This window comes from Cohnella faecalis (assembly GCF_003570905.1).
GTDB classification, from domain to species: Bacteria; Bacillota; Bacilli; order Paenibacillales; family Paenibacillaceae; genus Cohnella; species Cohnella faecalis.
Genome location: NZ_QXJM01000029.1, coordinates 311,570 through 326,057, shown reverse-complemented (window position 1 = coordinate 326,057; position 14,488 = coordinate 311,570). Strand labels below are relative to the sequence as shown.

Sequence of the window (14,488 nt, the reverse complement as noted above, 5' to 3'; positions counted from 1 at the left end):
GAGCAAAGCGATCCGCTCGACGCCCATGCCGAACGCGAAGCCGGTCACTTCCTTCGGATCGTAGCCGCCATGCTCCAGAACTTTCGGATGAACCATGCCGCAGCGAGAATTTCATCCAGCCCGTATGCTTGCACATCGGCACCGTCTCCTCCGCATTGCGTGCAAGTAACGTCGACCTCCGCGCTCGCTCGGTGAACGGGAAGAAGCTCGGACGAAGACGAATTTGACCTGCGAGCCGTACAACGCCTGAACGAATTGCAGCAAAGTCCCTTTCAAGCGCTCATTCGATGTTCGGCCGACGACGAGCCTTCGATTGATGGAACATGAACGAGTGGTCGCGTCGTCGTCGTCCGGCGTACACTTTGCCGGGCAAATGACTGTTGACCGGGTTTGTCCGTTCATCCCTTCATCGTACGGATTTGCACCGGACGTATTGCGTGCGAAGCAGAATTTCGTCCGTAATGTAGAACGAATCCTGCATGTCGCGAGCCGGATGTTTTTCGGAAGATTAAGCGCTTCGAAGTTGAAGAAATCCGTCTCCACCCCGGACCTTCCGCAATCGTGTACCCCATGCCGAGGAAAATGTCCTCAATCTCTTGAGCGACCTTCGTCAGCGGATGAACGGCTCCGACACCTGGCGCCTTGCCCGGCAGCGTCACGTCGATCGTCTCCGCCTGTAGCCGCCGGCGATCTCGCCCGGTCTACTCTTCCTGCTTCTCCGCAATGACGCTTCGATAGCGCGCGAACGTCATTGGCCACTTGCCCGATGATCGACGCTCTTCTGGTGAGAGCTCCCATGCCGCGAAGAATTTCGTCAGTTGCCTTTCTTGCCCAAATAATGAACTCTCAGGTCGTTCAGCCTGGCGGCGTCGTCGACGTCCGCAAGCTGCTGCAGCGCTTCGGAGCGAAGCGCCTCCAATCGATCTTTCATCGTGGCACTCTCCTTAATAAAAGCTGTAGAAAATAAAAAAAGCCCATCTCCCCAAAAGGACGAAGGACCGTGGTACCACCCTTAAACGGAACGATTCCCTCGACCGGCCGCCATTTTACGGCTTGGCCTCGCTAGGCTCGTTCCCTCTTCATACGCATAACGGGCCGCGCACCGTTTCTTCTACTGGCGAGCGGCTCGCCTTACGGCGCGCAATCCGCGTTCAAAATCAGCTCCGAGTGAATTTCGGCAGCCTGTTTCCTGGGGCGCTTGCAGTCTCCGGCGTCCCCTCCCTGGCAGGAAGCGTCTGCTTACTTGTCTCCATCATCGCATTTCAAAATTTACTGAACATTATAGGTAAGTTCGGCGCTCAAGCAAGTCGCGCGATCTTTTATCGTTCGGAATATTTTTGGCGACGGCTCATATTCATACACTTTCTCTAGTGTTGCGCTGTCGATTTCGAAATGCTCCATCAGTTCATTTGCAGCTCGACTATTTCTTGATAGAGACATGCTTGTTATCGATTTTGAACGCGACGCTGTTCGAATGTCTTCTGTGGTTGTTCAAAGAATGATGGTTATAGCGATATTCCCCTTTTGAAGCAGCCACACGTAAAAAAACAAATCCCCTACAATGCGATACCGGGTCACCCTATGCTCGACTTCTTGAATATCGAATTTTGAAGACGACGCCGGATACGTCGGAATCGTATTTTGATGACGAGCGTGTCCCTGATTTCGTCGAGTCCTTTTCTTATATAGGAGGATTTCCATTTCTCCATGTCATATCGTTCGTATAATCCGTAATCGTCGCATAAACCTGTCCGTCCTCATCCGATTGCTTGGACTGCGCGTAGCTTAATACGACTTGTCGTCCGCCTCGAAGCTTTCCATCATTTTCTCCAAAAAGACGTCCGAGCAGCTGTCGTCCGCCTCGGCTATCCAGATGTAATCGCCGGTCGCCAACGAGATCCCTTTCATCCACTGCTTGAAGACGGAGCCGGAATTGACGAATTGACAAAGGCTCTTATTGCCGTTTGTTTCCGCGGTTGCCGCGCATACTCCCGGAACAGGCTCACGCTGTTATCGGAGGAGGCGTCGTCCAGGAAAAGGATTTCATAGACGGGAAAAGTTTGATTGAAGACGGTCCAATCTTTCTCGAAGATACTTTTCGTAATTGTAATTCGAATAACGACGCTTACTTTTTTTGCGGGAAAGGGTCCGGGCGATGCGTCTTAAGCGCTCGAGTAACCGCGATAAGTTCATACCAGCCTCCGATTTCAACAAATCGAATTTAGTAACAAAATATGCGGTCGTTACGGCTTTCGTTCGATCAGCCAATCCGTCCGCTCCCGCTTCTCTGCCTCTTTGTCGCCCTCCCCCGCACCCGCCGTGTAACAATGCCGACACTTCTCATATGGTGTACGATCCTGTTAATAAGGCATGAGTGATCTATTGGATAAGATTCGTTTTGGAAAACGATATCGGCTTATCTGCTGCGGCCCTTGAAAAAATTAACCGCAGGAAAACAACAGCCGGTTTTCGATCTTCCAAACGCCGTTCCCGTAGAGCTGCCGGCTCCAATCGACGCTTCCGAACGCGAACGAAAACAACCGAACGCGATCGTTAACGAGCGAACTTTTCGCATGCGAGCGACGATGCCTTGCCGCAGCCTCCGGCGGCTTCCGGTTAAAGCGCGCGGCGAAAGATTACGACGCTTGGCTGGAGGTCAATCGCTGGAACGAACGCAGGAAAAGGGTGCTTCAGGCGAAAATCGATCAGCTTAAGAGAAGCCGCTGTTCAGCATCGTCATGCCGTCTGGAACCCGCCCATCGCCTTCTTCGAGCTGGCTCTGGAAAGTCTGAGCCGTCAAGTTTATCCCGACTGGAGCTGTGCATCGTCGACGACGCCAGCACCGATCCGGCGGTCAAAGCGATGATCGGCAAATGCTGAAGAAGGACGGCCGCATTCGGCGGAGTTCAACGACAATAACGGCAATATTAGCGCAGCCTCGAACAGAGCGGCGTCGATGGCTTCCGAGAATTTCTTGTCTTCCTGGATCAAGACGACGAACTGACGCCGAACGCGCTGGGAATTAGCTGCATACGTCGACGAGCATAGCGATGCGGACGTGTTTATTCCGACGACGACAAGATCGATGCGGAAGGCCGCGCGTTCGATCCCCAGTTCAAGCCGGACTGGTCTCCCGAGCTCCTGCTGTCGTTCATGTATTTTAGCCATTTGTCGTCGTACGCACCGCCTTGTTCCGCAAAACGGCGGATGAGACTCGGCTTCGAAGGCTCCCAGGATTACGATCTGCGCTTAGAGTAACGGAAGGCACGGCATATCGCCATATTCGCTTGTTTTGTACCATTGGCGCGTTCATTCGGATCGACCGCATCGAGCGCGCGGCCAAGCCCTCCAGCTTCGAAGCCGCAGAAGAGCCGTGCAGGAAGCGTTCGACAGAAGAGGCGTCCGCGCTCGTCGTGCAGCCGGATTGGCCGTCAAAGCGGCCTGCGGCATATTCTCGCCCTTTTTCCCGACGAAGGGCGAAGTCGCCGTCCTGATCGCTACGAAAAACAGGCATGAAATATTAAAAAAATGTTGGAATCGCTGGAGCGTACAAGCTACCGAAATTATGAGATCGTCGTCATCGACAACGGCAGCGACGATGCCGAGACGATTCGCTATTTGGGTTCGCTCCGCCATCGGGTGCTCGCGATCCCGAATCCGAACGGCCGGTTCAATTACGCTTACATCCATAACGAGGCGGTCAAACGGATCGACTCGGAATACGTTCTTTTCCTAAATAACGATACGGTAGCGCTGAAGCCCGAGTGGCTTAGCCAAATGGTCGGATACGCCCATCGGAAGGAGCAGGCGCGTCGGGCGCGGCTGCTGTTCCCCGACGGACGCATTCAGCATGCCGGCATAACCCATGGCTTTTACAAGGGGATGCAGGCCTTCCTTTAAATTGCTGCCCTCCTGGGACAACGGGTATATGAGCTTGGCCAAAGTGAACCGGAATTGCATAGCCGTCACAGCCGCATGCCTTTTGACGCCTCGCAGCTGTTCATGAGCTCGGCGTTTTGACGACCGCTCTTTCGCGGTTTCTTACAACGATGTCGATTACTGCTATCGTCTTCGCGACGCCGGATATCGGATCGTCTATTGCCGACGCGGAGCTGACGCATTGCGAAGGCTACAGCCGCGGATTCGTAGACAACCCGCCGAGGGGCGCGTTCAGTAGAACACAGGGCAAAATACGCCTCCTGACCGATCCCTACTACAACGGGAATTTATCGCTCGACAACGAAAAATACGAGCTAAACGGCGTCTCTCAAGGAGCGACGCATCACGGAAACACCGTCTGGGAACGAATCCCGAATTTTTCGTTGTCGAGCGATAAATTCCCGTTGTAGTAGGGATCGGTCAGGAGGCCGTATTTGCCCCTGAACGCCGCGCCCTCGGCCGGGTTGTCTACGAATCCGCGGCTGTAGCCTTCGCAATGCGTCAGCTCCGCGTCGGCGCAATAGACGATCCGATATCCGGCGTCGCGAAGACGATAGCAGTAATCGACATCGTTGTAAGAAACCGCGAAAGAGCGGTCGTCAAAACCGCCGAGCCTCATGAACAGCTCGCGAGGCGTCAAAAGGCATGCGGCTGTGACGGCTATGCAATTCCGGTTCACTTTGGCCAAGCTCATATACCCGTTGTCCCAGGAGGGCAGCAATTTAAAGGAAGCCCTGCCATCCCCTTGTAAAAGCCATGGGTTATGCCGGCATGCTGAATGCGTCCGTCCGGAACAGCAGCCGCGCCCCGACCGCGCCTGCTCCCTTCCGATGGGCGTATCCGACCATTTGGCTAAGCCACTCGGGCTTCAGCGCTACCGTATCGTTATTTAGGAAAAGAACGTATTCCGAGTCGATCCGTTTGACCGCCTCGTTATGGATGTAAGCGTAATTGAACCGGCCGTTCGGATTCGGGATCGCGAGCACCCGATGGCGGAGCGAACCCAAATAGCGAATCGTCTCGGCATCGTCGCTGCCGTTGTCGATGACGACGATCTCATAATTTCGGTAGCTTGTACGCTCCAGCGATTCCAAACATTTTTTAATATTTCATGCCTGTTTTTCGTAGCGATCAGGACGGCGACCTTCGGCCCTTCGTCGGGAAAAACGGGCGAGAATATGCCGCAGGCCGCTTTGACGGCCCAATCCGGCTGCACGACCCGAGCGCGGACGCCTCTTCTGTCGAACGCTTCCTGCACGGCTCTTCTGCCGGCTTCGAAGCTGGAGGGCTTGGCCGCGCCGCTCGATGCGGTCGATCCCGAATGAACGCGCCAATGGTACAAAACAAGCGGAATATGGCCGATATGCCGTGCCTTCTCCGTTACTCTAAGCGCCAGATCGTAATCCTGGGAGCCTTCGAAGCCGAGTCTCATCCCGCCCGTTTTGCGGAACAAGGCGGTGCGTACGACGAACAAATGGCTAAAATACATGAACGACAGCAGGAGCTCGGGAGACCAGTCCGGCTTGAACTGGGGATCGAACCGCCGGCCTTCCGCATCGATCTTGTCGTCGTCGGAATAAACCACGTCCGCATCGCTATGCTCGTCGACGTATGCAGCTAATTCCCCCAGCGCGTTCGGCGTCAGTTCGTCGTCTTGATCCAGGAAGACAAGAAATTCTCCGGAAGCCATCGACGCCGCTCTGTTCGAGGCTGCGCTAATATTGCCGTTATTGTCGTTGAACTCCGCCCGAATGCGGCCGTCCTTCTTCAGCCATTTGCCGATCATCGCTTTGACCGCCGGATCGGTGCTGGCGTCGTCGACGATGCACAGCTCCCAGTCGGGATAAACTTGACGGCTCAGACTTTCCAGAGCCAGCTCGAAGAAGGCGATGGGCGGGTTCCAGACCGGCATGACGATGCTGAACAGCGGCCTTCTCTTAAGCTGATCGATTTTCGCCTGAAGCACCCTTTTCCTGCGTTCGTTCCAGCGATTGACCTCCAGCCAAGCGTCGTAATCTTTCGCCGCCGCCTTTAACCGGAAGCCGCCCGGAGGCTGCGGCAAGGCATCGTCGCTCGCATGCGAAAAGTTCCGCTCGTTAACGATCGCGTTCGGTTGTTTTCGTTCGCGTTCGGAAGCGTCGATTGGAGCCGGCAGCTCTACGGGAACGGCGTTTGGAAGATCGAAAACCGGCTGTTGTTTTCCTGCGGTTAATTTTTTCAAGGGCCGCAGCAGATAAGCCGATATCGTTTTCCAAAAACGAATCTTATCCAATAGATCCACCTCATGCCTTATTAACAGGATCGTACACCATATGAGAAGTGTCGGCATTGTTACACGGCGGGTGCGGGGGAGGGCGACAAAAGAGGCAGAGAAGCGGGAGCGGACGGATTGGCTGATCGAACGAAAGCCGTAACGACCGCATATTTTGTTACTAAATTCGATTTGTTGAAATCGGAGGCTGGTATGAACTTATCGCGGTTACTCGAGCGCTTAAGACGCCATCGCCCGGACCCTTTCCCGCACAAAAAAGTAAGCGTCGTTATTCCGAATTACAATTACGAAAAGTATCTTCGAGAAAGATTGGACACCGTCTTCAATCAAACTTTTCCCGTCTATGAAATCCTTTTCCTGGACGACGCCTCCTCCGATAACAGCGTGAGCCTGTTCCGGGAGTATGCCGCCGGCAACCCGCGGAAACAAACGGCAATAAGAGCCTTTGTCAATTCGTCCAATTCCGGCTCCGTCTTCAAGCAGTGGATGAAAGGGATCTCGTTGGCGACCGGCGATTACATCTGGATAGCCGAGGCGGACGACAGCTGCTCGGACGTCTTTTTGGAGAAAATGATGGAAAGCTTCGAGGCGGACGACCAAGTCGTATTAAGCTACGCGCAGTCCAAGCAATCGGATGAGGACGGACAGGTTTATGCCGACGATTACACGGATTATACGAACGATATCGACATGGAGAAATGGAAATCCTCCTATATAAGAAAAGGACTCGACGAAATCAGGGACACGCTCGTCATCAAAAATACGATTCCGAACGTATCCGGCGTCGTCTTCAAAAAATTCGATATTCAAGAAGTCGAGCATAGGGTGACCCGGTATCGCATTGTAGGGGATTTGTTTTTTTACGTGTGGCTGCTTCAAAAGGGGAATATCGCCTATAACCATCATTCTTTGAACAACCACAGAAGACATTCGAACAGCGTCGCGTTCAAAATCGATAACAAGCATGTCCTCTATCAAGAAATAGTCGAGCTGCAAAATGAACTGATGGAGCATTTCGAAATCGACAGCGCAACACTAGAGAAAGTGTATGAATATCGAGCCGTCGCCAAAAAATATTCCGAACGATAAAAGATCGCGCGACTTGCTTGAGCGCCGAACTTCACCTATAATGTTCAGTAAATCTTGAAATGCGATGATGGAGACAAGTAAGCAGACGCCTTCCTGCCAGGGAGGGGACGCCGGAGACTGCAAGCGCCCCCAGGAAACCAGGCTGCCGAAATTCACTCCGGAGCTGATCTTTGAACGCGGATTGCGCGCCGTAAGGCGAGCCGCTCCGCCAGTAGAAGAAACCGGTGCGCGGCCCGTTATGCCGTATGAAGAGGGAACGAGCCTAGCGAGGCCAAGCCGTAAAATGGCGGCCGGTCGAGGGAATCGTTCCGTTTAAGGGTGGTACCACGGTCCTTCGTCCCTTTTGGGAGATGGGCTTTTTTTATTTTCTACAGCTTTTATTAAGGAGAGTGCACACGATGAAAGATCGATTGGAGGCGCTTCGCTCCGAAGCGCTGCAGCAGCTTGCGGACGTCGCCGACGCCGCCAGGCTGAACGACCTGAGAGTTCATTATTTGGGCAAGAAAGGCCAACTGACCGAAATTCTTCGCGGCATGGGAGCTCTCACCGCAGAAGAGCGTCCGATCATCGGGCAAGTGGCCAATGACGTTCGCGCCGCTATCGAAGCCGTCATTGCGGAGAAGCAGGAAGAGTACGACCGGGCCGAGATCGCCCGGCGGCTACAGGCGGAGACGATCGACGTGACGCTGCCGGGCAAGGCGCCAGGTGTCGGAGCCGTTCATCCGCTGACGAAGGTCGCTCAAGAGATTGAGGACATTTTCCTCGGCATGGGGTACACGATTGCGGAAGGTCCGGAGGTGGAGACGGATTTCTTCAACTTCGAAGCGCTTAATCTTCCGAAAAACCATCCGGCTCGCGACATGCAGGATTCGTTCTACATTACGGACGAAATTCTGCTTCGCACGCATACGTCCCCGGTGCAAATCCGTACGATGAAGGCGATGAACGGACAAACCCCGGTCAAAGTCATTTGCCCGGGCAAAGTGTACCGCCGCGACGACGACGACGCGACCCACTCGTTCATGTTCCATCAAATCGAAGGCCTCGTCGTCGGCCCGAACATCCGAATGAGCGACTTGAAAGGGACTTTGCTGCAATTCGTTCAGGCGATGTACGGCTCGCAGGTTCAAATTCGTCTTCGTCCGAGCTTCTTCCCGTTCACCGAGCCGAGCGCGGAGGTCGACGTTACTTGCACGCAATGCGGAGGAGACGGCTGCCGGATGTGCAAGCATACGGGCTGGATCGAAATTCTCGGCTGCGGCATGGTTCATCCGAAAGTTCTGGAGCATGGCGGCTACGATCCGAAGGAAGTGACCGGCTTCGCGTTCGGCATGGGCGTCGAGCGGATCGCTTTGCTCAAATACGATATCGACGACATCCGTCATTTTTACGGAAACGACGTGAAATTCCTCGGGCAGTTCGCCCGGATATAACCCGATAGGAAAAGAGGTGATGTTCCCATGAACGTTTCATACAAATGGTTGTCCGATTATATAGACCTTGACGGCATCGCGCCGCAGGAGCTTGCGGAAATGCTGACGCGCGGAGGCATCGAGATCGATTCCGTGCCGTCCCGCAATGCAGGCGTTACGAAGGTTGTCGTCGGTTTCGTCAAGACGCGGGAAAAGCATCCCGACGCCGATAAGCTGAGCGTCTGCACGGTGGATGCCGGGCTGGGCGAGGATTTGCAAATCGTTTGCGGAGCTTCGAACGTAGCTGCGGGTCTCAAGGTTCCCGTCGCGATCGTCGGCGCGAAGCTTCCCGGCGGTCTGGACATCAAACGCGCCAAGCTGCGCGGCGTCGAATCGCAAGGGATGATCTGCTCGGCTCGGGAGCTTGGCATCAACGATAAGCTGCTTCCGAAGGAGCAGCAGGAAGGCATTCTCGTCCTGCCGGAAGATACGCAGATCGGCCTCGATATTCTTGACGTTCTCGCTCTGAACGATTCGATTCTGGAGCTGGACTTGACGCCTAATCGTTCCGACTGCCTCAGCATGCTCGGAGTCGCTTACGAGACGGCGGCATTGACGGGCCGTTCGATCCGTATTCCCGATCCGGAGCTTGATTTGTACCCGACGCCGGACAAAACGTCCGATCTCGTGCGAGTTACCATCGGCGCTCCGGAGCTTTGCACGCTGTACACGGCTCGCTACGTCAAAGGCGTGAAGGTGGCGCCTTCCCCGTTATGGCTGCAGAACCGTCTGATCGCCGCGGGAGTAAGACCGATCAACAACATCGTCGACATAACCAACTATGTCATGCTTGAATACGGGCAGCCTCTTCATGCTTTCGACGCGGCCAAGGTAGCCGGAGGACACATTGACGTCAGGCTTGCGCGGGCAGGCGAGACGCTCGTAACGCTGGACGATCAAGAGCGGAAGCTGGAGCCTCATATGCTCGTCATCGCGGACGCCGAGAAAGCGATCGCGCTTGCGGGCGTCATGGGCGGGGCCAATTCGGAAGTGGCTTCGGACACGGTCGATATCATCCTCGAGTCGGCCAAGTTCGACGGTGGAAACGTTCGGCGCACGTCCAGGCAATTGGGCCTGCGGTCGGAGGCTTCGGCCCGGTTCGAAAAAGAAGTCGACACGGGACGGGTGCGCGCGGCTTTGGATCGAGCGGCCGGCCTGATCGCCAAATACGCGCAAGGGTTAGTAACGGAGGGAGCTGCGGAGGCGTTCGTCTCGCAGCAAGAGCCGGCTGTCATCGCGATTTCGCTTGGCCGCATTAACGGCATGCTCGGAACGTCGCTGTCCGCTCTGGAAGTGAAAACAATTTGGTCGCGCCTCGGCTTCTCTGCGGAACAGACCGGAGAAGACGCTTGGAGCGTAACGGTTCCGACCCGCCGGGGAGACATCGCCCGCGACGTCGATCTCGTGGAAGAAGTCGCCCGCCTGCACGGCTACGACAATATTCCGACGACGCCGATCGAAGGGCCGACGACGACGGGGGCGCTCACGAACGCCCAGTCGATCAGACGCGAAATTCGCAAGTTGTGGACCCATGCCGGGCTGCACGAGGCGATCAGTTATTCCGTTACTTCGGCCGGGCGTACCGCGTTGTTCGCGGAGCTGGGCGAAGGCGCGAAGCCGATCCCGCTCGCTATGCCGATGAGCGAAGAGAGAAGCGTCTTGCGGACGGTTTTGCTGCCGAGCTTGCTCGAAGCGGCCGCTTATAATTTGACCCGCCGTAATAGCGACATCGCTTTGTTCGAGATCGGCAGCGTTTATCATACCGACGAGGCCGTTCTGACCCGTTTGCCGAACGAAAAGCCGCGCGCTGCTTTGCTGTTGTCCGGCAACCGCACGCCGGCGGCGTGGAACCGCAAGGCGGAGCCGTTCGACTTCTACGATGCCAAAGGGCTTCTGGAGCTGGCGTTCGACCGTCTCGGCTTGTCCGGACGCGTATCGTTCGAAGCGGCTTCTCCGGAAGGGTTTCATCCGGGACGGACGGCAGCCGTGCGCTTCCGGACGGAGCGCGGCTTGGAGACGATCGGCTTCGTCGGGCAAATTCATCCCGATTTGCAGCGGGACTTCGACTTGACGGATTCGTTCGCGGCGGAGCTTGATCTTGCAACGGTATACGAATACGCGGATAGAGCGATCGAATACCGCGCGCTTCCGCGCTTCCCGGCTGTCGAGAGAGACGTCGCCGTCGTCGTCGGTCTCGGCGTAACCGGCGCGGAGTTGACGGGAACGGTCCGCGAAGCGGCCGGCGAGCTGCTTCAGTCGGTTCGCGTGTTCGACGTCTATACCGGCGAACGTCTTGGCGGAGACAAGAAAAGCGTTGCCTTGGCGCTCGTATACCGCCACGCGGAGCGGACGCTGACGGATGAAGAGGTAACGGAATCATTCAGCCGAATTGTGGAAAAACTGGAACAAACTTTCGGAGCCGAACTTCGCAAATAAGCAGGAAACGATATTGGTCGCAGCGAATACATCTATACGCCAACTGGCGGAAGATGATTCGCTGCTTCTTATTTGGAGTTATGTAACGATTAGAATGGGCAATTATAGGAGGAACACGCCGTGAATGGAAACGATGGGACGCGCGTGACGGTTGATATATATGGTACGCAATACTCGCTGAAGGGACATTCGAACCCGGACCATATGAAAAAGGTCGCAGCGCTCGTGAACGATCAGATGAACAAAATCGCCGGAGGCACGAATCGGCTGGACTTGACGCGGTTGTCGGTGCTGGCGGCCGTCAACGTCGCGGACGAGCTTATTACCGCGCAAGTGGACATGGAACGGCTTCGGCAGGCGGAAGCCGACATCGAACGGCTGTCGAACGAATTGTCCGAGCTTAGCGTCAATTCCGAAGCGGAGCTCAAGGAAGCTCGCTTGGAGCTCGCGGCCGCTTTGGACAAGTCGAAGCGGGATTTCGAAACCGCATTCGATGCGGAAAAGACCAGGCATGCGGACGAGCTTGCTCTTGCTAACCGTTCTCTCGAAGAGGCGAAGAAGGCTCTGGCTCGCTCGTCCGAGGAGCATAGGGCAGAAGTGGCGAAGCTGCGCGGAGCCCATGCCGCCGAAGCGGACGAACTGAAAAAAGGCCGCGAGGCGGAAATCGGACGCGCAAGGCGTGAGCTTGAAGGCGTCCGTCAACAGTTCGCCGCCAAGCTGGCCGATACGCGCAAGGAGTGCGACGGCAAGCTGGCGGATATGCGCCGCTCGCATGCCGAGGAGACGCAGCGGCTTCGAAGAGAAGGCGAGTCTGCGCTGGGACGGGTGCAAAGCGAACACAGCTCCGAGCTGGAACGGATACAGGGCGAACGCAAGTCTGAACTGGAGCAATTGCAGGGCGGGCACGAGTCGGAGTTGGAACGGGTACATAGCGAGCATAAGTCCGAGCTGGAGCAACTGCAAGGCGGGCACAAGTCCGAGTTGGAACGGGTACATAGCGAGCATGAGTCCGAGCTGGAGCAACTGCAAGGCGGACACAAGTCCGAATTGGAACGGATACAGGGCGAGCGTAAGTCCGAGCTGGAGCAACTGCAAGACCGGCACGAGTCGGAGTTGGAACGGATACATAGCGAGCATAAGTCCGAGCTGGGGCAACTGCAAGGCGGGCACAAGTCCGAATTGGAACGGATACATAGCGAGCATGAGTCCGAGCTGGAGCAACTGCAAGGCGGGCACGAGTCAGAGTTGGAACGGATACATAGCGAGCATAAGTCCAAGCTGGAGCAACTGCAAGGCGGGCACGAGTCAGAGTTGGAACGGATACATAGCGAGCATAAGTCCAAGCTGGATGCCGTTCGCGTCGCTCACGAGGAACGGCTCAAGACGGCTGCGGTTTCTCACTCGGAGGAGCTGGAAGCATCGAAGCGGGCGAGCGGCGATGAACTAGAAGAGCTGCGACGCTCTCACGCGAAAGAATTGATTGAGATCGCGGAATCGCACGGAGATGAGTTGACTGCGATCAAAGGATCGCACGCGCAAGAGATAGACGCGATCGCAGTTATGCACGCGGCTGAATTGACCGCGGCTAAACAGGCTTTTGCCGCCGAGCATGCCGAAATCGTACGAGTTCTTGAAACCAAGCTGCAAGCGGCTAAGACGGAGTATGAATCGCTCGAGATGGCGCACAAGTCCGAATACGAATCGCTTGAATTGTCGTATATGACCGAATTGGAATCGCTTGAACTGTCGTTCAAGTCCGAACTGGAATCGCAAAAATCGGCGAAAGAGTCCGAGCTGGCTCAGTTTAAAGGGGAACATGCCGCCAAGCTCGAAAGCGTTCGAACGGAGAGCCTCGCCGAGCGGTCGGCAGAGCTGGAAAGCTTGCGTAACGAGCATCAGTCTGAACTGTCGAAGCAAAGGGAAGATCATGCCGTTCAAGTAAAAAGCTTGAAGGAAGAATATTCCTCGGAGATGGAGGTGCTGAGCGCAGTATACTCCGACGAGTTTGCAGGCATACGGTCGGAGCATGCCGATCAGCTCGAGCGCGAACGGCTCGCTCATAGGGAGGAGCTGGCCCGAATTACTGCCGCTAATACCGCTCAATTGGCCGATTTGCGTTTTGATCTCGAGTTAAAGCTCGAGCAAGAAAGGGCCGATCATGACGAGCATGCGCAATCGTTGCATAAGCAGCTTGCCGGGGAGCGGGACGCTGCGTCGGGACAATTCGATATGGCACGCAGAGAATTGGAAGAAGAGAAAGCGGCTATAGCGGCGGAACGAGACGAATGGCGCGAGCGCGAACAGGAATGGCAATCGCTTCGAGGCAAGCTCGAAAGCGATTCGAACCATTGGGCCAGGGAAGCCGAGGAGCTGCGGAGCAAGCTTCGCGAGACGGAAGGGCGCGAGGAATCGGCGCTGGAGTCCACTCTTATTCTCGAGGAGATGGTTTCCTCTGCCGAGAGGGAACGAACAGCAGCCGAGCAAAGGGCGGCAGTCCTTCAAGCCCGACTCGACGAGTTGGACAATGCGAAAGAGCATTTGAGCGAAGCCGCGAAATTGGCGGCGAGCGAATTGGAAGCGGCGCGCGCCCAAGCTGCTGCTTTAGACGCCCGTGAGGTGGAAATCGCGGAAGCTCTTGACCAGGCTGCAGCCGATTCGGAACGGACAAGCCGACTGGAGATAAGCCTGTCGTCTCTTGAGCGGGAGCATGAAGAGTTGAAGAAAGAATATTCGAAGCTTCAAAGCGAGTTTAACGAATGGATTGATCTGCTGGAAAGCGATTGAAGACGATGCGAATGAGAAAGCTATCCACCGGGGCCGCCCTTTGGATAGCTTTTTTATTGCGTTATTATGGTTACAGCGTAGATTCTCTTTAAGCGTTCCCCCCGTCATCCGACGCGAATAGTAACCGAGAGTGCCTTGTTTCAAGCGCTCCCCCGCCATCCGACGCCAATAGTAACCGAGAGTGCCTTATTTCAAGCGCTCTCCCGTCATCCGACGCCGATAGTAACCGAGAGTGCCTTATTTCAAGCGTTCCCCCACCATCCGCCGCCAATAGTAACCGAGAGTGCCTTATTTCAAGCGTTCCCCCGCCATCCGACGCCAATAGTAACCGAGAGTGCCTTATTTCAAGCGCTCTCCCACCATCCGCCGCCAATAGTAACCGAGAGTGCCTTATTTCAAGCGCTCTCCCACCATCCGCCGCCAATAGTAACCGAGAGTGCCCTATTCCAAGCGCTCCCCCGGCCATCCGCCGCCAATAGTAACCGAGAGTGCCTTA

The 14,488-nt window shown here is 55.7% G+C and carries 12 protein-coding genes and 1 pseudogene; 5 read left to right on the top strand and 8 right to left on the bottom strand.

What is annotated here, in order from left to right; genetic code table 11:
* The 5 genes from D3H35_RS34735 to D3H35_RS09255 form a co-directional block, all read right to left on the bottom strand.
* The coding region (locus tag D3H35_RS34735) for a tRNA ligase subunit PheS family protein (protein WP_411675139.1) at nucleotides 1-96 on the bottom strand (96 nt) is incomplete at its 3' end.
* A gap of 302 nt (nucleotides 97-398) precedes the next feature.
* Nucleotides 399-659 (bottom strand): tRNA ligase subunit PheS family protein, encoded by a 261-nt coding sequence (locus D3H35_RS34730; protein ID WP_459178245.1) that lies wholly within the window; start codon nucleotides 657-659, stop codon nucleotides 399-401.
* Between the two features lie 1,126 nt (nucleotides 660-1,785).
* A complete protein-coding gene (locus D3H35_RS09275; protein ID WP_119148791.1) occupies nucleotides 1,786-1,908 on the bottom strand; it encodes a glycosyltransferase in 123 nt (40 codons plus the stop codon).
* Nucleotides 1,905-2,093: a glycosyltransferase gene (locus tag D3H35_RS34725; protein ID WP_411675138.1), complete on the bottom strand. Its 189-nt coding sequence runs from the start codon at nucleotides 2,091-2,093 to the stop codon at nucleotides 1,905-1,907. The genes D3H35_RS09275 and D3H35_RS34725 overlap by 4 nt, the downstream gene beginning before the upstream one ends.
* 709 nt (nucleotides 2,094-2,802) lie before the next feature.
* Nucleotides 2,803-3,168, bottom strand: coding sequence for a hypothetical protein (locus D3H35_RS09255; protein ID WP_119148787.1), 366 nt, complete (start codon nucleotides 3,166-3,168; stop codon nucleotides 2,803-2,805).
* Between the two features lie 360 nt (nucleotides 3,169-3,528).
* Here D3H35_RS09255 and D3H35_RS09245 point away from each other — a divergent pair, with 360 nt between their 5' ends.
* Nucleotides 3,529-3,900 (top strand): glycosyltransferase, encoded by a 372-nt coding sequence (locus D3H35_RS09245; protein ID WP_119148785.1) that lies wholly within the window; start codon nucleotides 3,529-3,531, stop codon nucleotides 3,898-3,900.
* 382 nt (nucleotides 3,901-4,282) lie between these two features.
* Here the strand turns inward: D3H35_RS09245 and D3H35_RS33435 are convergent, their stop codons facing one another.
* From D3H35_RS33435 to D3H35_RS34715, 3 genes and pseudogenes are all read right to left on the bottom strand, one after another.
* Nucleotides 4,283-4,633, bottom strand: a complete 351-nt coding sequence (locus tag D3H35_RS33435; RefSeq protein ID WP_199728497.1) for a glycosyltransferase family 2 protein — start codon at nucleotides 4,631-4,633, stop codon at nucleotides 4,283-4,285.
* Between the two features lie 67 nt (nucleotides 4,634-4,700).
* On the bottom strand, nucleotides 4,701-5,033 hold the full coding sequence (locus D3H35_RS34720; RefSeq protein ID WP_411675134.1) for a glycosyltransferase: 333 nt from the start codon (nucleotides 5,031-5,033) through the stop codon (nucleotides 4,701-4,703).
* 257 nt (nucleotides 5,034-5,290) lie between these two features.
* A pseudogene (locus tag D3H35_RS34715) lies at nucleotides 5,291-5,851 on the bottom strand (glycosyltransferase family 2 protein); the annotation flags it as partial.
* 477 nt (nucleotides 5,852-6,328) lie between these two features.
* Here D3H35_RS34715 and D3H35_RS09235 point away from each other — a divergent pair.
* The 4 genes from D3H35_RS09235 to zapA all read left to right on the top strand — a co-directional run bounded on the left by D3H35_RS09235 (nucleotide 6,329) and on the right by zapA (nucleotide 13,992).
* Complete coding sequence (locus D3H35_RS09235; RefSeq protein ID WP_119148784.1) at nucleotides 6,329-7,300, top strand: glycosyltransferase family 2 protein; 972 nt, start codon at nucleotides 6,329-6,331, stop codon at nucleotides 7,298-7,300.
* A gap of 398 nt (nucleotides 7,301-7,698) precedes the next feature.
* Nucleotides 7,699-8,733 carry a phenylalanine--tRNA ligase subunit alpha gene (gene pheS, locus D3H35_RS09230; RefSeq protein WP_119148783.1) on the top strand — a complete coding sequence of 345 codons (1,035 nt, stop codon included), beginning with the start codon at nucleotides 7,699-7,701 and terminating at the stop codon, nucleotides 8,731-8,733.
* A gap of 27 nt (nucleotides 8,734-8,760) precedes the next feature.
* A complete protein-coding gene (gene pheT / locus D3H35_RS09225; RefSeq protein ID WP_119148782.1) occupies nucleotides 8,761-11,208 on the top strand; it encodes a phenylalanine--tRNA ligase subunit beta in 2,448 nt (815 codons plus the stop codon).
* Between the two features lie 120 nt (nucleotides 11,209-11,328).
* A complete protein-coding gene (zapA, locus tag D3H35_RS09220) occupies nucleotides 11,329-13,992 on the top strand; it encodes a cell division protein ZapA (RefSeq protein ID WP_119148781.1) in 2,664 nt (887 codons plus the stop codon).
* Nucleotides 13,993-14,488 lie beyond the last annotated feature (496 nt).